The 22,113-nt window shown below is 57.5% G+C and carries 18 protein-coding genes; 9 read left to right on the top strand and 9 right to left on the bottom strand.

The genetic code is table 11. The features are described 5' to 3' along the window. Window positions 1-60: 60 nt before the first annotated feature. Complete coding sequence (locus FAZ14_RS06145) at window positions 61-1,197, bottom strand: iron-containing alcohol dehydrogenase (protein ID WP_029456216.1); 1,137 nt, start codon at window positions 1,195-1,197, stop codon at window positions 61-63. A 215-nt stretch (window positions 1,198-1,412) separates the two neighbouring features. Here FAZ14_RS06145 and dtnK point away from each other — a divergent pair, with 215 nt between their 5' ends. The 3 genes from dtnK to FAZ14_RS06130 are packed head-to-tail and all read left to right on the top strand — an operon-like array spanning window position 1,413 to window position 4,526. Further along, on the top strand, window positions 1,413-2,699 hold the full coding sequence (gene dtnK / locus FAZ14_RS06140) for a D-threonate kinase (RefSeq protein WP_153508233.1): 1,287 nt from the start codon (window positions 1,413-1,415) through the stop codon (window positions 2,697-2,699). Continuing rightward, window positions 2,692-3,672, top strand: coding sequence for a D-threonate 4-phosphate dehydrogenase (locus FAZ14_RS06135; protein ID WP_029456213.1), 981 nt, complete (start codon window positions 2,692-2,694; stop codon window positions 3,670-3,672). Before dtnK ends, FAZ14_RS06135 begins: the two co-directional genes overlap by 8 nt. A 29-nt stretch (window positions 3,673-3,701) precedes the next feature. Then, the gene (locus tag FAZ14_RS06130) at window positions 3,702-4,526 is read left to right on the top strand and encodes a DeoR/GlpR family DNA-binding transcription regulator (protein ID WP_016940560.1); all 825 of its coding nucleotides are present in this window, start codon (window positions 3,702-3,704) and stop codon (window positions 4,524-4,526) included. A gap of 105 nt (window positions 4,527-4,631) precedes the next feature. Here FAZ14_RS06130 and FAZ14_RS06125 read toward each other — a convergent pair whose 3' ends face one another. The 7 genes from FAZ14_RS06125 to FAZ14_RS06095 all read right to left on the bottom strand — a co-directional run bounded on the left by FAZ14_RS06125 (window position 4,632) and on the right by FAZ14_RS06095 (window position 11,223). Then, window positions 4,632-5,198, bottom strand: coding sequence for an LOG family protein (locus tag FAZ14_RS06125; RefSeq protein ID WP_016940559.1), 567 nt, complete (start codon window positions 5,196-5,198; stop codon window positions 4,632-4,634). A gap of 256 nt (window positions 5,199-5,454) precedes the next feature. After that, on the bottom strand, window positions 5,455-6,333 hold the full coding sequence (locus FAZ14_RS06120; protein WP_153508232.1) for a metal ABC transporter substrate-binding protein: 879 nt from the start codon (window positions 6,331-6,333) through the stop codon (window positions 5,455-5,457). Between the two features lie 41 nt (window positions 6,334-6,374). Next, window positions 6,375-7,229, bottom strand: coding sequence for a metal ABC transporter permease (locus tag FAZ14_RS06115; protein ID WP_016940557.1), 855 nt, complete (start codon window positions 7,227-7,229; stop codon window positions 6,375-6,377). After that, a complete protein-coding gene (locus FAZ14_RS06110; RefSeq protein WP_235914474.1) occupies window positions 7,226-7,927 on the bottom strand; it encodes an ABC transporter ATP-binding protein in 702 nt (233 codons plus the stop codon). Before FAZ14_RS06110 ends, FAZ14_RS06115 begins: the two co-directional genes overlap by 4 nt. A 540-nt stretch (window positions 7,928-8,467) precedes the next feature. After that, a complete protein-coding gene (locus tag FAZ14_RS06105; protein ID WP_029456209.1) occupies window positions 8,468-9,361 on the bottom strand; it encodes a glucosamine kinase nucleotide-binding domain-containing protein in 894 nt (297 codons plus the stop codon). Next, window positions 9,358-9,912 (bottom strand): glucosamine kinase, encoded by a 555-nt coding sequence (locus FAZ14_RS06100; protein WP_016940554.1) that lies wholly within the window; start codon window positions 9,910-9,912, stop codon window positions 9,358-9,360. Before FAZ14_RS06100 ends, FAZ14_RS06105 begins: the two co-directional genes overlap by 4 nt. Before the next feature lie 3 nt (window positions 9,913-9,915). Continuing rightward, window positions 9,916-11,223: an ABC transporter substrate-binding protein gene (locus tag FAZ14_RS06095; protein WP_023640724.1), complete on the bottom strand. Its 1,308-nt coding sequence runs from the start codon at window positions 11,221-11,223 to the stop codon at window positions 9,916-9,918. A gap of 542 nt (window positions 11,224-11,765) precedes the next feature. Between FAZ14_RS06095 and FAZ14_RS06090 the strand changes: the two genes are divergently transcribed. The 6 genes from FAZ14_RS06090 to FAZ14_RS06065 are packed head-to-tail and all read left to right on the top strand — an operon-like array spanning window position 11,766 to window position 19,618. Continuing rightward, window positions 11,766-14,246, top strand: a complete 2,481-nt coding sequence (locus tag FAZ14_RS06090) for a hypothetical protein (RefSeq protein WP_153508230.1) — start codon at window positions 11,766-11,768, stop codon at window positions 14,244-14,246. A 1-nt stretch (window position 14,247) separates the two neighbouring features. Beyond that, window positions 14,248-15,351, top strand: a complete 1,104-nt coding sequence (gene bglB, locus FAZ14_RS06085; protein WP_153508229.1) for a beta-galactosidase BglB — start codon at window positions 14,248-14,250, stop codon at window positions 15,349-15,351. Window positions 15,352-15,397: 46 nt separating this feature from the next. Continuing rightward, a complete protein-coding gene (locus FAZ14_RS06080; RefSeq protein ID WP_153508228.1) occupies window positions 15,398-16,498 on the top strand; it encodes an ABC transporter ATP-binding protein in 1,101 nt (366 codons plus the stop codon). A 15-nt stretch (window positions 16,499-16,513) separates the two neighbouring features. Beyond that, window positions 16,514-17,515 (top strand): carbohydrate ABC transporter permease, encoded by a 1,002-nt coding sequence (locus FAZ14_RS06075; protein WP_012886108.1) that lies wholly within the window; start codon window positions 16,514-16,516, stop codon window positions 17,513-17,515. Window positions 17,516-17,530: 15 nt separating this feature from the next. Continuing rightward, on the top strand, window positions 17,531-18,580 hold the full coding sequence (locus FAZ14_RS06070; protein ID WP_016940550.1) for a carbohydrate ABC transporter permease: 1,050 nt from the start codon (window positions 17,531-17,533) through the stop codon (window positions 18,578-18,580). Then, window positions 18,581-19,618, top strand: a complete 1,038-nt coding sequence (locus FAZ14_RS06065; RefSeq protein ID WP_153508227.1) for a LacI family DNA-binding transcriptional regulator — start codon at window positions 18,581-18,583, stop codon at window positions 19,616-19,618. A gap of 53 nt (window positions 19,619-19,671) precedes the next feature. Here FAZ14_RS06065 and FAZ14_RS06060 read toward each other — a convergent pair whose 3' ends face one another. Next, on the bottom strand, window positions 19,672-22,095 hold the full coding sequence (locus FAZ14_RS06060; protein ID WP_153508226.1) for a hypothetical protein: 2,424 nt from the start codon (window positions 22,093-22,095) through the stop codon (window positions 19,672-19,674). Between the last annotated feature and the right edge of the window lie 18 nt (window positions 22,096-22,113).

Raw genomic sequence — 22,113 nt, 5'->3', positions numbered from 1 at the left:
GGTCTTTTTCATTATCCAGAGCGACGTTTTTAGAACGGATGTTGTTAAATACGGATGTGGTTAAAACAGCGTTGAATAAATGGCGTGGACATCCTGCGCCGTCACGGTAGTCGGGACATTTTTCATCAGTCGCTGTACCTGCAAGGCGGATTCCACCAGATACGGCAGGTGATCCGGGCTAATGCCCAACTGTTGCAGCGACGACGGCAGATTCAGTCGTTTCACCAGCGCGGTGAAGTAATCCACCAGTGCGGCGGCTTTCTGTTCAGTGGAAAGCGACAGGTCGGCATCCGGCAGCAGGTCATAGGCCTGCGCGAATTTTTCCGCCGCCGCGTGCTGAACGAAGCGCATGCACGGTGCCAGCAGAATGGCGTTCGCTACCCCATGAGGAATGTGGTACTTGCCGCCCAGCGGGTAAGACATGGCGTGGACCAGATGGGTACCGGAGTGGGCGATAGATGCGCCGCCGTAATAGGAAGCCCACAGCATGTTCAGGCGTGCTTCCAGATTGGAAGGTTCGTTCACCGCGGTTTCGATGTTGGCGAACAGTTTCTTCATGCCGATTAAGGCATAGTTGTCGGCCACCGGGTTGGCGATGGTGGCGGTAAAGCATTCGATCAGGTGACAGAGCGCATCAATGCCGGTTGAAGCAGCGATGTGCGCTGGCATGCTGGTGGTCAATTCAGGTATCAGCGCCACATAATCCGGCAGCATTACCGGGGTGATAATCCCGACTTTGGTTTCTTTTTCCGGAATAGCCAGAATGGCGTTTGGCGTGGCTTCAGAACCGGTGCCCGCGGTTGTTGGGATCAGCAACGAGGTGGTGCGCCGCGTTGGTTTGCGACCTTCCAGCAGGCTATCGAGCGTGATGCCTTCTTCACCGGCGCACAGCAGCGACAGCAGTTTGGCGACGTCCAGTACGCTACCGCCCCCGACGCCAATCACCAAGTCAGGTTGGGTGGTGGGCAACTGTTGCAATACCGCAGCCACATCGTGCTGGCTGGGTTCGGCTGGCACGTTATCAATCAGGGAAAGGTGCGGCACGCTGTCCTTTAGTTGTGTGATCAGCGCCTGAACCCCGGCCAGTCCCACGATGTTCTTGTCCGTCACCAACAGTACGTGCTGCCTGCCGCGCAGGAGGTAGCCCAGATCCTGGAGTGCCTGATAACCGCTGATGAGGGTGCTGTTGATATTCATACTGGTACCTTGTCTTTTTGCTGTGACTTCAGCTGGATAGGTCTGATTTTTTTCAATCACATTTCTGTGCTGTGATGGAAAAAAATCGTTTTGCTCGCATTGTGTGGGGTAATTTATAGGTGAAATTGGTTTTGAATAATTTGATGTTGCTCACATATAATCAATCATGATTCAATATAATCATTTTCAGGTAATCGGACTGATGGAGAATGGGTATGCCGGACGGGCGTGAACTCACCCCAATCATGGTGGTGGCAGATGACTTCACGGGTGCGAACGATGCGGGCGTCGGTCTGGCGCTGCAGGGGGCGCGGGTGAATGTGATGTTTGACGTCACGGCTATCCATACCGGACAGACGGATGATGCACTCGTGGTGAACACCGACAGCCGTGCTGTCACGGCTTCCGTAGCGGCGGAGCGTACCGCACAGGCGGTGGCGTTGTGGCGTAAAACTGGCGCGCGCGGTTGGATCGTTAAAAAGGTGGATTCGACCTTGCGTGGTAACCCCGGTGCAGAAATAGAAGCGGCACTGAATGCGGCGGATCTGTCGCTGGCATTGATTGCGCCTGCTGCGCCAACGCTGGGGCGCATGACCCGTGACGGGCAGGTGTGGGTGCATGGCGTGTTGCTCACAGATACCGAATTCGCCAGCGACCCGAAAACGCCGGTACGTTCAGCATCCATCGGTAAACGACTGGCGGAGCAAACCCAGCTGGCTCAGGCAGCGTTGCCGCTGGGCGACGTGCGTAGCGGCAATCTGGCGGCTCGACTGCAACAGCTCAGTGATAGCGGTGTGCGGCTGGTGGTGCTGGATGCCGAGAGTCAACAGGATCTCGACCATATTGTTGCGGCGGCCGCCCAATTAGCCGAAAAACCGCTGCTGGTCGGGTCTGCCGGATTGAGTGAAGCGCTGGCGCAGCATCTGTCGTTTCCGGCACCGTGCCGGTCGTTGCTGGCGGTGATTGGTTCGATGAGTGAAATTGCTCAATTGCAGATTAATGTCGCCGGTCAACGCCCCGACGTGCAGTTAATCGATGTCGATATCGCCGGGTTACTGACGGCGGATGACGGTCTGCTGGTGCAGATCAGTCAGCAGGCGGCAGCGGTGTTAGCCACCGGGCAGCACTGCGTGCTGCGCACCTGCCGTGACGATAATCAGCGTTTTGAGGTGGACAGTCTGTGCCAGCGCTACGGCATGAGCCGTCAGCAACTGGGGGAGACCATCAGTCGCCAGCTGGGTGAACTGACGCGGCGTATCGTGCAGCGTCAGCGACCGGGCGGGCTCTATTTATCCGGCGGGGATATCGCCATTGCGGCCGCGACTGCGTTACAGGCCAGCGGATTTCATATCAAAGGACAGATTGCTTCCTGCGTCCCCTGGGGACGTTTGCTCGATAGCCTGGTAGGCGATATTCCCGTCATGACGAAAGCGGGCGGGTTTGGCGATGAGGCCACCCTGCTGAATGTATTGCGTTTTATTGAGGAGAGCGTGTGTGAGTAAAATTATTGCGGTAACTATGGGTGACCCGGCGGGCATCGGCCCGGAAATCATCATCAAGTCGTTGGCCGAAGGCGAACTGTCCGGCGCACCGGCGGTGGTGGTGGGCTGCGTACAGACGCTGCGCCGTATTCTGGCGTTAGGCGTTGTGCCGCAGGTCGAGCTCAACGAAATCGAACGGCCTGCCGACGCACGTTTCGCTCCTGGCGTTATCAACGTGATCAACGAGCCGCTGGCTGACCCACAGGGCCTCAAGCAAGGCGTGGTGCAGGCGCAGGCGGGCGATCTGGCCTACCGTTGCGTGAAACGCGCCACCGAGCTGGCGATGGCGGGCGAAGTCCATGCGATTGCTACTGCGCCGCTCAACAAAGAGGCGCTGCACTCCGCCGGTCACCTCTATCCGGGGCACACCGAGTTGCTGGCGAAGCTGACCCACAGCCGTGACTACGCGATGGTGCTGTATACCGATAAACTGAAAGTGATTCATGTCACAACCCATATTGCCTTGCGCAAATTCCTGGATACGCTTAACCGTGATCGGGTCGAAACCGTGATTGCGATGGCGGATACCTTCCTCAAACGTGTGGGCTATCAGGCTCCGCGCATTGCGGTTGCCGGGGTGAACCCACATGCGGGTGAAAACGGCTTGTTTGGTGATGAAGAAATTACTATTGTCGGCCCGTCCATCGAGGCGATGAAAGCCAAAGGTATCGACGCCTATGGCCCATGCCCGCCGGATACGGTGTACCTGCAGGCATACGAAGGGCAATATGACATGGTGGTGGCGATGTACCACGATCAGGGGCATATTCCACTTAAGCTGCTGGGCTTTTATGATGGTGTGAATATCACCGCCGGATTACCGTTTATCCGCACCTCGGCGGACCACGGTACCGCGTTTGATATCGCCTGGACAGGTAAAGCGAAGTCTGACAGCATGGCGATCTCCATCAAACTGGCGATGCAACTGGCCTGATATAATCGCGGATATGGAGCCTGTTGAAGATGTCGTGGGGTGCAACATTGACTGATACGTTACGCGTAAATGGAGAACGAGTGAGAGGACAAAGCCGTCTTGATCAGATTCTGGATTATCTGAAAAGCCATAATCTGGTGACGGTGGATGAACTTGTGACGGTCATTGATGCGTCCCCGGCGACCATTCGCCGCGATTTGATCAAGCTCGACGAGCAGGGCGTCATCAGCCGTAGTCACGGCGGGGTGACGCTCAACCGTTTCATCCCTTCTCAGCCGACCACCAATGAAAAGCTGCAGCGCAGCCTGGCGGAAAAGCAGGCCATCGCCCGACGGGCGGCGACACTGGTGCAGCCGGGAAATGCGGTGGTGTTGGATGCCGGTACCACCATGCTGGAACTGGCACGTAACCTGACGCATCTGCCGCTGCGGGTGATCACCGCTGATTTGCAGATAGCGCTGTTTCTCTCTGAGTTCAAGCAGATAGAAGTGACGATCATCGGTGGGCGTATCGACGATAGCAGCCAGTCCTGCATCGGCGAGCACGGTCGCCGTTTGTTACGCAGCGTCTATCCGGATATTGCCTTTATCAGCTGTAACTCGTGGAGCCTGGAGAAAGGCATTACCACCCCCACGGAAGAAAAAGCGGGCATCAAACAGGATCTGGGCATGAACGCCAGCCGTCGGGTGTTGCTGGCCGACAGCAGCAAATACGGCGCTTACTCGCTGTTTTGCGTATCTGCGTTGAATGAACTGACCGATATCATCACGGACAGCGGCCTGTCGCCAGACGTGGAGCGTCAGTTACGAGGTCAACCCTTTATGCTGCAACTGGTGAGTGTAGAAAGCCGCTGAACGGCGGCTTGTACATCAGTGATGATCAGGGCTGAGGGCTGAGTGAAGAATGACGGCGTTGAGATATCCGTACCCGTCACCCTTGCCTGTGTTTATCCGCCTGGGTTATTGATCCCATTTGGCTTTAGGCGGCTGATAAGACAGCGCTTTATCCCACACCGCTTCGGGGCTGTCTGAGACGATCAGCATGTCGAGGTAGGCCTGCTTCATGAAGCCATCGCGCACGGTGCGGGCGACAAAGTCGATAAAGCCGTCATAGTAGCCGTTGACGTTGAACAGGATGCAGGCTTTGTGATGCAGGCCCAACTGTGCCCAGGTCCATTGTTCGATGATCTCTTCCAGCGTACCTGCACCGCCCGGCAACGCGATGAAAACATCCGCCAGTTCCGCCATTTTCGCTTTACGCTCATGCATGTCTTCGGTGATAACCAGTTCAGTGAGCGTCGGGTGCGCCAGCTCCTTGTTCACCAGATGCTTAGGGATAACCCCGGTTACCTGACCACCACAGGCCAGTGCCGTATCCGCCACCAGTCCCATCAGGCCTACTTTGCCACCGCCGTAGACAATGCCAGCGTTTTGGCTGACCAGATAGCGGATGAGGGATTGCGTCTGTTGCTGATAAATCGCGTTGTTACCGGGAGCGGAACCGCAAAATACGCCGAACTTCAACATAGTATTCCTTCTGTGACCTGAGTTGATCGATGCTGTCTGTCAGATGACGGCGGGAGCGAGTGTGGTATGCCTTCGCACGATGAACCGGAGCGTTATCGCGCTATCAGCATAATCGAAACTGGTATGAGGGGCTATCGGACGATAAGCAGATTGGATAATAAGCAGATAGTGAGTGAGGCGCTAGCGTGGTGCGGTGACAAGAGGCGGGTTACGGGTTGCCCGGCGAGACCGGGCAACCTGATGACGACTTACTCGCTTACTTCATGCCAGCCGCGATGGTATCGACATTGTGTTTGAACGCTGCCGTGTAGGTGGCGGCGGGGCCGTTGCTGTCGGTCAGCGCTTCCGGGTAAAGCTCGCCGCCCGGCTGTGCGCCGCTGGCATCGGCGATTTGTTTCACCAGACGTGGGTCGGTCTGGTTCTCGATAAAGTACAGTTTCACGTGCTCTTTCTTGATCTGATTGATCAGTTTAGCCACGGTTTTACTGCTGGCTTCCGACTCGGTGGAGTAGCCCACCGGCGACAGGAAACGCACCCCGTAGGCGGCAGCGAAATAGCCAAACGCATCATGGCTGGTCAGTACTTTACGTTTCTCTTTCGGGATGGCGGCAAACGTCTGGGTGGCGTAATTATCCAGTTGCTGCAACTGCTGGATGTAGCTGTCGCCCTGTTTACGATAATCGTCGGCGTGATCCGGGTCTGCTTTGACCAGCGCATTGACAATGTTATGGGCATAGACGATGCCGTTTTTCATGCTGTTCCAGGCGTGCGGATCGGTGATGGTTTTCCCATCTTCTTCCATTTTCAGTGTTTTGATGCCGTTCGACGCGGTAATCACTTCACCTTTGTAGCCCGAGGCTTTCACCAGACGGTCCAGCCAGCCTTCCAGCCCCAGCCCGCTGACAAAGACGACGTCCGCCTGTGACAGGGTTTTGCTGTCTTTCGGCGACGGTTCGAATTCATGCGGGTCACCATTCGGTTGCACCAGATCGGTGACGTGGACGTATTGGCCGCCAATCTGGCTGACCATATCGCCCAGCACCGAGAAACTTGCCACCACATTCAACTCTTTTGCCATCGCCAGTGGACTCAGTAACAGGCTGGACAGTGTCATAACCAAAATGGAACGTTTCATCTTTTCCCCTTCATCTCGTTGCCATGCAAAACCATGATGTGTCAGCGACGTGTGCGTAACATGCCGCCATTAGAGCCAAACAGTACCGAAAAGCAGAAAAATAGCGTGGTGGTGAGAATGACCGCCGGGCCTGCCGGCAAATCAGCGTAATAAGACCAGGTCAGCCCCACCAGACTGGCGCAGGCACCGATACCCACTGCTGTTAGCAGCATGATGGGCAGACGTTGACTCCAGAAACGGGCGCAGGCGGCCGGTAGCATCATCATGCCGACGGCCATCAGCGTGCCGAGTAACTGGAAGCCTGCCACCAGATTGAGCACTACCAGCGACAAAAACAGGCCGTGGATTAATGCCCGCGAGCGGCGCGACAGAATTTTCAGAAAGGTGACGTCAAACGACTCGATCACCAGCGCCCGGTAGATCAACGCCAGTACCAGCACCGAACAGGAACTGATGGTGCCGATGGTGATCAGTGCGCTGGCGTCGATAGCCAGAATAGAACCGAACAGCACGTGCAACAGGTCGACACTGGAGCCGCGCAGCGATACCAGCGTGACGCCCAGCGCCAGCGAGCCGAGGTAAAACCCGGCGAAACTGGCATCTTCTTTCAGTTCGGTATGGCGGCTAACCACGCCAGACAACATGGCCACCGCCAGCCCGGCGATGAAACCACCGACCCCCATCGCGACCAGCGACATGCCCGATATCAGGTAGCCGATTGCCACTCCCGGTAACACCGCGTGGGACAGCGCATCACCGATCAGGCTCATCCGGCGCAGCAGTAAGAAACAGCCGAGTGGCGCGGCGCTCAGGGTCAGTGCCAGACAACCCACCAGCGCCCGACGCATAAAACCGAAATCGCCAAATGGCTCGGTCAACAGATGCAGTAACGTCATGGCACCAGCCTCAGTTGTGGCGGCGTGGCTACGGCCGTGGGGGTAGGTAATACATCGGGACTCTCACCCCAACGATGGCCTTCTGCACTGAGCATCAGTACGCGGGGAAAGTGGGCTTCCACCTGTTCCAGGTCATGCAGCACCGCCAGAATAGTATGTCCTTCCTGATGCAACTGCCGGATAACGGCCAGCAGGGTGCGGGTAGTCTGAGCATCGATACCGGTAAAGGGTTCATCCAGCAGAATAACCGGCGACTGCATCACCAGCAGTCGGGCAAACAGTACGCGTTGTAACTGGCCGCCGGAAAGCGTGCCGATGTGCGCCGGTGCGAATTCCGTCATGCCGACGGTATCCAGCGCTTCGGTGGCTTTTTTTCGCCACGCACCGGAAATACGGCCGAACATCCCGCAATGCGGGACGCACCCCATCAACACCAGGTCGTTAACGCTCAGTGGAAACTGGCGATCAAATTCGGTCAGTTGGGGCAGGTAACCTAACTGGCGTCGTGCCTGGGGTGCCATACAGAAATGACCGCCCAGTGGTGGCAACAGACCGGCCAGCGTTTTAAGCAAGGTGGATTTGCCTGCGCCGTTCGCGCCGATAATGGCGGTCAGCGAACCGCTGTCAAAGCATCCGTCCAGCGTACCCAGCGGGGGCTGGCCCGAATAACCAAATGTCAGTGAATGTAATGCGATCATGCCAGTGCCACCGCCCAGGAAATCAAACCCCATAACAGCACCAGCAACACACCGGCGATACCCAGCCGGGCCACAGCGGAAAAAGCGTAAAGACTGGTCACAGTATCCTCCATCAGAATCGTTATAATATAACATAACGATTTTATGCCAGTCGATGAGAGGTAAGAAAATGTGTCAGGGCCTCTGCGGCGCTGGGGGATGAGGCGAGCAGGCTGGCAGAGGGCGTCAGGTTAGCGTTTGGGGGGATAAATGTTGCCGCTCACCCCTCTGGGGCTTGTCGCGACAAGGTGGGTGAGTGACTCTGCGGGATTACATATTTTGTCGCATTTTATTTTTTCACTTTGCCACATTCAGGAGGATTATCGTTGTGCATTTTTTTATATAGCGAGTGGGGGTGTGAGCAAGCGGATAACATACCCGTGTGTCTGATATTGGGGTGTTGGACAAACCAGCGTCAGGCGCGAGATATACCGGTGTAACCGGTGGCATAGTATTGCCCGAACAGTAGTGCCCGAACTGGCGTCAGGCATCACGAACGCATCAGGTATAGAGCGCGTAACCGTGCAGCGCAATCAGCCGTGCGCCGTCCAGTGCATCGCCGTCAGGTGGCGACAGCCGTTGCTGCCAGCTTTCTGTCAGCCAGGGGCGAATATGCAACCCGATGCTCCCCATCAGCGACAGGCGTGGCAGGTCATGGGCCGCTACGGCGGCCAGCAACCCTTCCACCTCGCGGGCGGTCTGTTGCAGCAGGCTGATTGACAGCGCATCGCCCTGACGGGCGCAGTCAAACACCGGCCGGGCAAAACGAGCGTAGTCGCCCGGCCTGGCTTGATTCAGCCAGGTCGCGGCGTCCGCGTCGTTATCAAACGGCAGCGTCTGTTGCTGACTTAACGCCGATGGCGTCGCCCACCCTTGTCTGACACCCCACAGGTGTTGCAGGGCCGCCAGCCCGAGACGCGCGCCGCTACCCTGATCGGAAATCGGAAATTCATGGCCGCCGTAGGCGGTGATGGTGCGTTGATGCCAGGCCAAACCACAAGAGCCGGTGCCAGCGATCACGACCCCGGCGTCGTTCCCCCGGTTCACCGCCAGACAGGCACCCAGCGCATCGGTATTGAGCACCTGTGCGGCATCAGGAGAAGGCAGTGCCAGAAATGCCTGATAAGCGCGGCGATGTTCGGCACCGGCCAGCGCCAGGCCGACGTGTAAACGCGCGCGATCCTGCGACGGTAGCCCGCTGTGCTCCAGTGCCTGCAACAACGCCTCATCCACCGCGTGACGTACCGTTTCCACGCCCAGTAACAGATTGGCGCGACCACCCACACCCTGTCCGAGCGGCGTGCCGTCAGCCCGATAAATGCGCGCCCGACAACCGGTGCCGCCGCCGTCAACACCGGCATAAAGTGCTTCCCCGGTATAAGGTGTGGCGGTCATGAACGGGCCTCCTGAGTCAGGTAAGGCAGACACGCCGAGGCCAGCGCACCGCTAAAGCAGACTTGCTCTGGCGCGTGTTCTGCGATGTCTGGCAAGCGTAACAGCAGCGCCAGTTCGTGGGCGCAGCGTTGTAATAGCGCTACGGCCAGCGGGTCAGCAGGGTGGGCGAGGATATCGGCCGCCAGCGTGGCGTAGTCACTGGCCTGGGCCTGCTTTGACCACTCGACGACTTGATCAATCTGGTGATTGAAACGGGCAAACAAGGTACTGACCAGCGGGGTGAGCGGTGTCATGCCCTCGACGGCTTGCAGCATGGCTTGAACGCCCCACAGCCCAAGCCGCGCCTGACTGGCCGGGTCGCCCACGGGAAACAGGTTGCCGCCATAGTGTTGCAACCGACCCTGCCGCCAGCATAGCAGCCGGGTAAAGGTGCCGGTGACAACCAGAAAGCGGTCTTCATCCGGCCACCGTTGCTGGCAGAACGTGTATTCCGTCTGCCAGTCAAACGGGACGTCACCATTGAGCGGCAACGGAACCAGTGGATGTGTCATACGTTACTGTGCTTTCTGTTGCTGCCGGTTGGCGGCAATCGTCTGGTTAAGCCGTTTCACGTCGTTTTCCGTCAGGCGCAGATACTCGTCGTAGGAAACCTGATTGTTCAGGTACTGCGTAAAGCGGGTCAGGATAATCGGGTACAGTTCATTGCCGCCCAGACTCTCCATTTTTTCCCAGTCGAAGACATACGCCGGGATTTTGGCGATTTCGGCACGTGCGGTATTCAAGCCGTCGATCACGTGCTGATCCTTGGTCTGATAGTGCAAGTCGGGAATATCGGCACCGACGATAATATTAAAGCGCTCGGCGATTTCACGCTGAATGGCATCGCTACCCAGCCACTCCATGAATTCCGCCACTTCTTTCGGATGCTTGCTGGTTTTGAACGGCATAATAAAGGTGGCACCGCCCATTGAAATGCATTTTTCCTTGCAGGGGGCAGGGAGCATTTTCCAGTCGAAGCCGTTGCCGATTTGCTTACTGAACTGGTTTAACTGCCAGTTGCCGGAGAAATAGGTGACGATGTTGCCGTTCACAAAGTCGTCCGCCATGCTCTTGTATTGTCCACCGCCTGCCGCTCCCCACATTTCACGCGGGAAAATCCCTTCGTCTGACCATCGTTTCAGGTCTTTGATCCACGCCTGTGCGGCCGCGTCGGGGAAGTTAATCAGGCCATCTTTGTCGTAACGGGTACCGTAGGAATACGCCGGGCCGGAGAAACGAAAACCACTGCGGTCAATGGTAAAAGGAATGGTGACACCGGTTTTGGCGGCGACCTGTTTTGAGGCCTGCATCAGTTGTTCCATGGTGTAACCCGGTTGCGGCAGTGGCACACCGGCTTGCTGGAACAGCGTCACGTTAACGAACGGTAAGTCGGCCGTCCAGGAGGCGACAAAACCCGGCAGGGCGTTGTCTTTGTGCACCCCTTTGATACGCATGATTTTTTCAATACCAGCACCGTAGCGTTTTTCAAATCCGGCCGGGTCAGCCAGATAAGGGCGCAGGTCGAGGGTGTAGGAGAGCAGGCCCATCTGGGTGGTTTTGGCGATATCCGGCCCCAGACCGGCGGCCAGTTGCATCGGCAACTGGGTTTGCAGCGCGTTGTAGCCGGTGCTGACAAAATTCACGTCAATATGATCGTTATGTTGTGAAAACGTCTTCACCTTCTGCTCCATGAAATGGACCAGTTCCGGGTCGTCGTCGCTGTATAAAAAAGTAATCTGTGTTTTTTCAGCGAAGGCATGGCTGCTGGCAATGGCACCCAGCGTCATGAAGGAAAATAACAGTGCGTGCTGATAGCGATTCATCATTCTCTCCCACCCATTATAAATAGCTGACCCGTCATGGGTCAGGTTGCAGGTGCATTGGCATTATTGACCGATGATTCCAGGTATATTTCGACGACCCTAAAGTGTGAATGCAAATTTGCATGAATAAGCCATTCAGCGGCTTATCATGAACAAAAATGGTGTTCTTTTCTGTGAGGCATATTAAATATATTTCGATAGTACGCTGAGTCAACGTCTTTTTGTGATAAGAATCGCATATTGTTCACGCGATAATTTACTCTATAATGCAAAAATACGATGTTAAGTGCAAATTGCCTAATTATGCAAATTTGCATTAATTGCGTGCTTATACTGAGCCGGGTAGTGAAAAAGCGTCGTAAACTGGCAGTGGAAAATAGCACTGCGCCAAATAACGGCAGAGGGGCGCACAGTAATAGTGCAAATAACCACAACAGTGCAAATAAATACCTTCAGGTATTTCTGGGTTATTAGTTTTTTCTTATTGAGTAATACAGTTTTGCTATTTCATTTATACCTTTGTGCGGTAACAAGGAATCGCCATGAATATCGGTTGGGTGTTAAAGAAAAATAGTGTGATTAACCGGTTTATGATTACCGAGCTGGAGGAAAATGATTATCCTGCAGAACCGGATACGTTACCGGATAATGTTAACTATCGTTTTATTAATGGCTTTGTCGATGTCGGCGTATTGCCTTGTCGGGTGCGTTTTCTGCGGGAAACGGCACCCCGTGCGATTAGCCTGCCGGAATCATTGCGTTTTCACACGCTGTGGAGCGGTGGCGATGACAGTCAGTCTGTCAATTTCAGCGACTTCTGGCCGTGCCCCGCCCATGTGCAACGCTTCGCCCGTTGCTATGTGCATAGCGACAGTCTGCAAGCGGCCCCTTTCCTGCTGTCTACCTGCGGTGGCGTGACCGTATGGCTCAATGGCGAGCAGATTTGCCGTTTCACGCCGTTTAGTCGTAATACCGAGCAGCAATGCGAACTGACACTGCCCTTGCAACTGGGGCTGAATACGCTGGTGGTGCATGCTGAAGAACTGTGTGAGCGCGATACCGATTACCTGTTCAGCCTGCGCTATGTCGGTGAAAGGCCGTTGCGCTGGCAGGTTGCGCCGGATGCGGCCTGTAGTGAACGCATGTGGGCGTTGGATCGCTGGCTCAACAGTGTGTCGCTGGTCGATAACCTGACCGACGGTAATGTGCTGACCCTGCGTGCTGAGACACCGCTGCCGGACACGGTGGAACTGCACCACCATCTGCTGTGCAACGTCAACGAATCGGTGCCTCCCTGGCAGCAGCAGTCAACATTGGCGGCGGGGAATACCGGCTGGCAGGTGACACTGCCGGATGGGCTGGTGGGGTATTACGATGTGGTATGCCGTGTCGTGTGCCACGGTATCACCCTGACGCGCAGCCTGAGCTTCGGTCGTTTGCCGACGCAAACGATGTCGATGCACACCACGCCCGCGCTGTCGACGCTGGCGGCCAGACGCGATTACCTGTTACGCCACATCGCTTTACACGGTTTCGAGCGCATCGGTCGGGTGCTGGCCGCTTTTGCCACCGGCGAAGGAACAGACCGCATCATGCCTGCGCTCAATCAGGCGCTGCATAAAATCAGTCGCCGGGAAGACTGCGCCGATTTTCAACTGGTGCCACTTATCTGGCTGTGGCAACGCTATCAGGGTCAGCGACTGGCGGCCCATGACTGGCGGCGCGTGCGCAGCGCGATTCTGGGCTTTCGCTACTGGATAGACGAACCGGGCAGCGACACCATGTGGTTTTGGAGCGAAAACCACTGTCTCTGTTTCCATGTCGCGCAATATCTGGCCGGGCAAAACTTTCCTGATGAGGTGTTCGTGTGCAGCGGCCGTTGGGGGCGCGAACAGCAGGCTATCGCCCGTCAGCGCCTGGACAAATGGTTTGACGCCATTCTGGAACACGGGCTGGTGGAGTGGAACTCCGCGGCGTATTACCCCATTGATCTGATTGGGCTGGTGGCGTTAGCCGAACTGGCCAGCGATGACAGCCTGCGCACCCGCGCCCGCACGGTGATTGACCGTATTATGCTGATGACCGCCTGGGTGCACCAAAACGGTGTGGCGGTTGGCACCATGGGGCGAGCTTACGATAAAGAGCTGCGCTCCGGCATGTTGACCGAGTTGTCCGGGTTGTGTGCGCTGGTCTGGGGCGAAGGGTGGTTGATTCCGCATTGTGCCGCGCTGCCGCTGTTGTGCCTGAGCCAGTACCAACCGCCCGATGAAACGTACGCCATCGCCCAGTGGCAGTCACCGCAGGGCGCGCAGGCGCGCTGGGTGCAGGGGCTGAACCGCAGTGCCCGTGTCATCGCCTGGAAACAGCCAGATGTCGCGTTTTCTTCCGTGTTTGATCACCACCCTGGCCAGCCGGGGCATCAGCAGCATGTGCTGGATATTCGTCTGGGGCGTCATTACGCCGCCCGACTGTGGGTTAACCATCCCGGTGAAGATCGCCCCGATGGGGTACACCGCCCGTCGTACTGGGCAGGGAATGGCCGCCTGCCGCACGTGATGCAGCATCGCAATCGCGCCTGGATGATTTTCGACTTACAGCAGGATCTCCGCCGCTGGACCCACCTTTACCTGCCGCGCACCGCACTGGACGACGTGGTGGTGGAGTCGCACTGGTGCTTTGTGCGTGGTGGTAACGGCTACGCGGCGCTGCATAACCCGGCGGGGCTACAGACCCATACGCCGGACGGCGGGCAGCCGGATAGTGAATTGCGCGCTGTGGGGGAGCGCAACGTCTGGTACATCGCGGTGGACAGCGGCCAGGGTGCGGCGGATTTTCAGGCGTTTATCGCGTGTTTCCGCCATCGTCAGGCGCAGTGGGCGGATGACGGCGGCGTCGCGTTTGACGACCCGGAATACGGCCTGATGCACTGGCATCCCGCACAGGGTTTTACGGTTAATCATCATCCTTTCATCTTTCCCGACACGGTGTCGGTAATGCCTGAGCGTACCGAGGAGGATCGGTAACATGACAACACAATCAATAAACAGATCCGCTGACAGTCAGCCGATCGATGCGCTGCTGGACAAGGTCGCACTGGCGTTTTGTCGCCTGAAAGCTATCAACAGCGTGACCGATGGCGCACCTACCCACGCGACGCTGACCATCCAGTTTGAAGAATGGGACTGGGAGGTGGGCGTCGGGCTGTATGGCTTTTGGAAACTGGCGCGCCAGCGGCAGGATAGCGCCATGCTGGCGGCGCTTGAGCAATGGTATGAGCAAAAATTACAGGCCGGGTTGCCACCACGGCAAATCAACTCTACGGCACCGATGTTGGTGTTGGCGTTGTTGTGTCGTGATAACCCCAAACCGCACTGGCTGGCAGCGGTGGAAGAGTGGGCCGACTGGCTGCTGCATTCCTTGCCGAAAACCGAAGACGGTGGTTTCCAGCATACGGTGAAAGAACGCCCCAACACCGGACAACTGTGGGACGACACGTTATTCATGGCCGGGCTGTTTCTGGTGGTCAGCGCCGGGGTGCTCAAACGTCGTGAACTGCTGGAAGAAGCGGAATACCAACTGCTGACCCACGCCCGCTATCTGGCCGATGCCACCACCGGGTTGTGGTACCACGGCTGGACGTTTTTGGGCCGCCATCATTACGCCGGGGCATTCTGGGGGCGTGGCAACGCCTGGGTCACGCTGGTGCTGCCGGAGATGTGCTGGCTGACGGATTCGCCCTTGTCGGCACCAGTGCGCCGCACGCTGGAGGCGATCCTCACCCAGCAGACCCGTGCGCTGGCGCTCTGTCAGCACGAGTCCGGGTTGTGGCACACGCTGCTCAACGATCCGGACTCACCGCTGGAAACCTCTGCCAGCGCCGGTTTTATCGCCGGGATCCTGACGGCGCGTCAGCTTGGCATGCTGACGGACTTCCCGCAGGAGGTGCTGGATAAAGGGCTGGCGGCGGTGATGGCGCAAATCGATGAACAGGGTGTGGTGCAAGGGGTGTCAGACGGCACCGCGATGGGCCACGACCTGCAGTTTTATCGTGATATCCCCAATGTCGCGGTGCCTTACGGGCAGGCGCTGGTCATGCTGATGCTGCTGGCGCAGCGACATTCTGTTTGAAAAACAGAGCTGGGTTTGAAAACAGAAACAGGTTGAGGAAACGGTGATGGCGAGTCTGGAACTGAAGAACGTCCATAAAAGCTATGGATCAATACAGATTATCAAAGGCGTGGATCTGACGATCCGCGACGGGGAATTCATGGTATTCGTCGGGCCGTCCGGTTGCGGTAAATCCACGCTATTACGGATGATCGCCGGTCTGGAGCCCATCACCGACGGCGATCTGTGGATTGGCGATCGCAGGGTTAACGATCTCAGCCCGGCGGAGCGGAAAATCGCGATGGTATTCCAGTCTTACGCGCTGTATCCGCATCTGTCGGTGCGCAAGAACCTGGCGTTCGGGCTGGAAAACCTGCATTTCCCGAAAGATGAAATCGAGCGGCGCATTGAAGAGGCTGCCCGGATGCTTGGGCTGGAGCCGTATCTGGACCGCAAACCACGGGCGCTGTCCGGCGGGCAACAGCAGCGTGTCGCTATCGGCCGCGCCATCGTGCGCGACCCGGACCTGTTCCTGTTTGACGAACCCTTGTCCAACCTTGACGCCAAACTGCGGGTGCAAACTCGTGGCGAACTGACCCGACTGCACCAGAAGCTGCGCACCACCATGATTTATGTCACCCATGATCAGGTTGAGGCGATGACCATGGCGCAGCGCATCGTGGTGCTTAATGGCGGGCGTATCGAACAGGTGGGGACGCCGCTGGAGCTGTTCAATCGCCCGAGAAACAAGTTTGTGGCGGGTTTTATCGGTTCGCCGCGCATGAATATGTTCCGCGCCACTATCAGCAGCGCCTCGGATGACGGCGTGGAGGTTCGCTGTCCCTCCGGCACGCTGTTGCGCCTGCCGTTTCGTGGCGAAGAGGGAAAAACGGTGGATCTGGGCATTCGGCCATCCCATTGTCAACTGGTGAGCGAGCATGACGACGGAGTGTCGTTGTGCATCGACCGCTGTGAAATGATGGGGCATGAAACCTTCATCTATGGCCGCTGCGCCGGTATTGAAGATGAGATCATCGTGCACCTGCCGGGGCATCACGAATTCCGTACTGCGGAACTGGTGTTTGTCCGCTTCCCGGAGGCCTATTGCCATCTGTTTGACGCCGAGAGCGGCCAGACACTGCCGCGTCTGACTGAACAACTCGCCTGATTGCAGGAGACAACCATGAACCGAAAATCGCTGATTCAGCCCGGCTCATCGCTGGTGGATACCCTGGTCACACCGGTGGAAAAGTCCGTCAACCTGCTGCAAAAATTCGGTGGCCGCCGGGTGATGCCGTGGTTTTTCATCGCACCGAACATGCTGCTGTTTGCCGTGTTCGTGTTTATTCCGATCCTGCTGGCGGTGTGCTACGCCTTCACCGGGGGGACTAATATCCTGCTGTGGGACCGGCCCTACGTCGGGTTGCAGAACTTTTCCACCCTGTTGAGCTGTGAGCAATATACGGTGCCGTCGACCTGCGAGCAGGATCTGTTCTGGACCGGCATTTACAACACGGTGTCGTTCACCTTTTTTAACGTGACCTGCACGCTCGGTGTGGCGCTGGTCACCGCGCTTATCCTCAATCGCAAAATCATCGCCCGTGGCTTTTTCCGTGCCATCTTCTTCTATCCGGTGTTGTTGTCACCGGTGGTGGTGGGGCTGGTGTGGCAGTGGTTTTTGAACCGTAACGGGTTGCTGAATCTGGTGTTGTCGTCGCTGGGTGGCCAGCCGGTCACCTTTTTGCTGGAGCCGTCGCTGGCGCGGTTTTGGGTGGTGTTCGTGTCGGTGTGGTTTCACGTTGGCTTTTATACCCTGATTCTGCTGGCCGGGTTGCAGGCGATCCCCCGGGATATCTATGAGGCGGCGGCGGTGGACGGCACCTCACGCTGGCGCGGTTTCTATATTCTGACGTTACCGTTGCTGGCACCCAACATTCTGGTGGTGGTGATCCTGCTGACCATCAACAGTGTGCAGATTTTCGATGAGGCCTGGGTGCTGACCAACGGCGGCGGGCCAGGGACTGCCAACAACTTTATTGTGCAGTACATCTATCAGACCGCGTTTTCGTCTAATGCGTCACTGTATGGGCTGGCATCGGCGGCTTCGGTGTTGATGGGGCTGGTGCTGATGATCCTGACGGCGTTGCAGTTTCTGCTCACCCGCCGTCTGGAAGGCAAAAAATAACCGGGAGTCAGCGGCATGAAGATCATCACGTTTCTTACCCGTACCCGTTATCCGGGGCGGATTCACATCACCGACATCATGAGCTGGGTGTGGTTGGTGGTCGGTACCTTGTTGGTGTTGATTCCGGTGATGTGGGCGGCGATGTCATCGCTGAAAACACCGGCGGAAATCAACCGCTTCCCGCCCAGTTTTCTGCCGGAGGCCGCCAGTACCGTTACGCTGCCAGACTACCCGAAACCACTGGAGCTGTGGCAGGCGAAGCAGGACGACGGCAGCAGCAAAACGCTGGCGATGGTGCGGCGTATCGGTTTGCTGGCACAAATGGTGGACCCGAAAGCGCCGCAAGAGGTGGTGCGGGTACCGGTGCAGAACCTGACACCGCAGAAAACCCTGCATCTGGAAACCGATAACTACACCACGCCGTTGTCGAAATTCCACTTCGCCACCTACCTGAAAAACACCGTGTTCGTGACGGTGATGGCGACGCTGCTGACGCTGCTGCTCAGTTCAATGGCGGCCTTTGCGCTGGCGAAATACGAATTCCGTGGGCGCGGCACGGTATTAACGCTCTTTTTGTCCACCATGATGATCCCGCTGTCGGTGGTGATGGTGCCGACCTTTCTGGTGGTGATCGGCCTGCGGATGGGCGATAACCTGTGGGGGGTGATCATCCCGACGATCGCGACACCCACTGGGGTGTTCCTGCTGCGCCAGTACATGCTGACTATCCCGGATGAGCTGATCGAAGCGGCGCGTATCGATGCCGCCAGTGAATTTCGCATCTACTGGAAGATCATTTTGCCGCTGACCGCACCGGCGCTGGCGGTGCTGGCGATCTTCTCGGTGATCTGGCGCTGGAACGACTTCCTGTGGCCGCTGATTGTGCTGTCCAGCCAGGACAATTTTACGCTGCAAATCGGTTTGAATGCGTTTCAGGGGCAGTTCTCGGTGCAGTGGCACTATATTCTGGCGATGACGATGCTCTCGCTGTTGCCGGTGACGGCTGTGTTTGTGTTCCTGCAGAAATACATCACCACCGGTATTGCTAACACAGGAATGAAATAAATGACGACGCTCAAGGATATTGCCGAGCGCGCGGGTGTGTCGATCAGTACGGTGTCACGGGTGCTGAACGGGACCGCGCCCATTAGCGCCAGCGTGCGCCAGCAGATTATGGCGATTGCCACCGAACAAGGGTATCCGCTGCATAAGACGGGCAAAACGCTCGAAGCTCCAGACCCGCTACGCCATATTATGCTGGCCACACCGCGTAATCTGATGCTGGAAAGTGATATCAATCTGGTGTCGCTGACGTTGATCAACCGGCTAAAAACCCTGTGCCAGCAGCGCAACATCCAACTGAGTCCGTTTGTCGGCGAACCGGACAGCATCAACGAGCAACAACTGTTACAGGCGCTGCGGGCCGGCAAGGCTAACGCTATCCTGATCGTCAATGACGACCACCCCACCTTGCTGAACGCGGTGGCGGAAAGCGGCGTACCGGCGGTACTGATCAACGGTGAAGACCCGACCATGCGGCTTAACACCGTGATGCCCGCGAACTACTATGCGGCGACGCAGGCGGTGCGCTATCTGATAGCTCAAGGACATCGCCGCATCCTGCACCTGACCTGGCCTTCGCGCCAGACTATCCGCGAGCGCGAGCGTGGTTATCGCAGTGCGCTGGCGCAGGCTGACATTGCGCTGGATGAGCGCCTGATTCTGTCGCTGCCGGATTTTCAACCACTGACCGCCCGTGACGCGCTGCTCGACTGGCTGGAGCGCCACCCAGACAGACTGGGCGTGACCGCTATCTTCTGCGCTGCCGACAATCAGGCCATCGGGGTGACCGACGCGCTCAGCCAGCACGGCCTGCGGGTACCGCAGGATATCTCGGTGATGGGGATGGACGACATCCTGCCGCTCGACATGCTGCCGCTGTCGCTTACCACGGTACACCTGCCATTTGAAGAGATGGCGCGTGCGGCGCTGCACCTGCTGACCCAACAACTTCTGCCCACACAAGACCTTGGTATCGCCCAGCGCATCGAACTGGCCGGTCACCTGGTTATCAGGGAATCGGTGCGGGGGCTGACGTCGTAGGCCTATCGTTATGCCGGTGTGGCCGTTTCTCTTTGGCGCGGGGGCGGCTGGCATCACGGATTTCGATCCCGCCGGTTTTTCCGCACGCGTTGCAGCATGGCGATGGCGACCACCACGGCGGCGAACAGCAGCAGGATCACGGTTTGGTATTGCTGCCAGTATGGATCCGCGACCAGCGCCAACATCAGCGTTGCGGCAAACAGCACCACAAACCCCGCAAACCACAGTGATTCGGTCACCCTGCGCACCGGGAACAGCCACAGGCTGACGAGCCCGGTGATGACAATTCCCCAAAAGGTGATCAGCAGAATCAGGCGCAGTACCCAACGGTTAGGGCAGATGACGTCGATAACGGCATTGGCGACGGCCGCTATCTGCGCCAGCGGCGCGGGCAGGATCGTGCTGGGGTAATAGGTGTGGCTGATAAGCTGTTGGCTGGTGTCGTTAAGCGGCAGCGGCCAGTAAGCCGCACTGAGGAAGTTCCAGCTACTGTAATGCACCAGTTCGGTCAGCTCCGTCGTTTGCTGGCGGTTGGCGTCACTAATCAGGATAGGCACCATCTTGCGGTACAGGTCGGCAATACCGTCCTGTGGCTGCTGGCTTAATGCGTAGCGCAGGTCGTTCAGTTGGTCGCGTGCCCGGCGCGGTTCGCCAACCCCCTCGGGTGGATCCGATTGCAGGATAAACCTGTCAACATACGGCAGCAGTTCGCGCAGGTTATCCAGAGTATAAAATCCCTGTCGCTTCAACAGCAATTCCACCGGCACGATCAGGTTGATGGCGTAGTGGGGCGGTGGGTTGAAGCGGTGTCCGGTGGGGGTCAGCGCGTTGCGCAGCGCCTGTACAAAGCGAATAAAAGCCTGTTGACCGGCGCGGGTGGTCAGCCGGGTCAGGTCGATGTCCAGCGTGACGCCATCCGCCATGGTGTCAATGCTACCCAGACCCAGCGTCAGCCAAGGTTTCGCTCCATTAATCCAGTCCTCCAGCGGCGTTTGCACACTGGCGCTCAGGCGGGCAATCACCGAGGGGGTGAACAGACTGACCAGCGTTGCCGATGGCAGTTTTCGTGGCGTGGAGACCACCAGGTCAACATTCGTGCGATAACGATGCGCCAGTCGGATAAAGTTGGAATAGGGTTTGTTTTTCCGCCAGTTGGGCGGCCACACCAGTTGTGGTTCGCGTCCACCCGGCAGGAGGGCGGCAGAGAAATACCCGATGCGGTCCAACTGGCGGAAATTCAGGCTTTGCCCTTCCGCCAGCGGTTGCCAGTAAGGATAAAAGCCGTAGAAGGTGGCGTCATCGCCGTTAATGTTCGGGGCGCTGTCTTCACATCCGCAATCGTCCGATGCCCGCCACACCATCGGCGGCAGGGTGGCTGACGGCGCGCCGTCTTTGCGGGCTATCTCAATAATGCGCTGCCAGCTCTGGCGATTGAGGCGGCCAAGCCCAGCCAGCTTCAGCGCGACCGTCAGTTGGTAACGGTCGGCAAACGGTATGTTTTTCAGTGTAGCCAGTTGCGTCAGCGCATCCTTATCGACCGATACCAGATTGAGATCGAGATAAACCAGCTCCAGTGCATTCTGGTTGAGCGAGTAGGCCATCACCGTGTTGGCATCGCTGGGTTGTGGCGTATCTGACGGGAGATCTGGCGGGGTATCCGCGCTGTCGTCGCTGGCCTGAGGGGCATGACGCGCACCGCTATTGACCGGTACGGCGTCGACAATTTGCCGCAAAATCTGCTCTTCATCACCGTGTAACTGACGGATTAACGGGCGTACCGCGTTGTTCAATTCTACCGGGCTGGTGAACTGGTGGCCTGTCAGTGCGTCCAGTTGGCTCTGAATGGCGTTGCGTTCCGCCAGTTTGCTCAGGTCGTCCTCTGTCAGCGCGTAGTACTCCACGGGAGCGACCTCCGTAGACGGTGTGCTCATTGCTTCCACTTGCGCGCTAAGAAACTCGATGGTTTTCTGCGTCGGCCACTGCAACAGCTCTGGTGCGCTCATCCGGCTGCGCCAGTAAGGAAACAGTTGATCCAACTCGGACACTTTAGCCAGTGACACCAGCAACGCCTCGACGAAGGTGTTGCGATTAGGTGCAGGCGTGATGTCGAATTCGCCACAAAACGTCGCCAGCCATTTACGGGTTTTGGGGCCGAACACCCCATCGGCAAGGTAGTCCCCCGGCTGGTGATAATCACGCTGATAGTCGTCATTATCGTGGTAGATAATCGCCAGTTTATCCTGCGTGATGTGGGTAAACCGTCGGCTGTCCATCCGTTCCAGCACCTGAAGGCATTGTGCATAGGTGGGCGTGGCAGTGGGCGTGTCCGCTGGCAGAGAAGACACTGCTTCCGGCTGTGCAGCAGAGGCCATCGGCGTGAGCGGTAATGCCAGTAAAAACAGGCAGGCCACTAACCCCAGCAAGACACACTGTGGTACGGGTATGGCTCGATGCACAATAAAACGGTGAATCCTCATGACGGTGGTTTACTCCCT

Origin of the sequence: Dickeya oryzae (genome assembly GCF_009372235.1) — a bacterium.
GTDB classification, from domain to species: Bacteria; Pseudomonadota; Gammaproteobacteria; order Enterobacterales; family Enterobacteriaceae; genus Dickeya; species Dickeya oryzae.
Note: the sequence above shows the minus strand (reverse complement) of the source record. Positions and strands in the feature narration are given on the sequence as shown.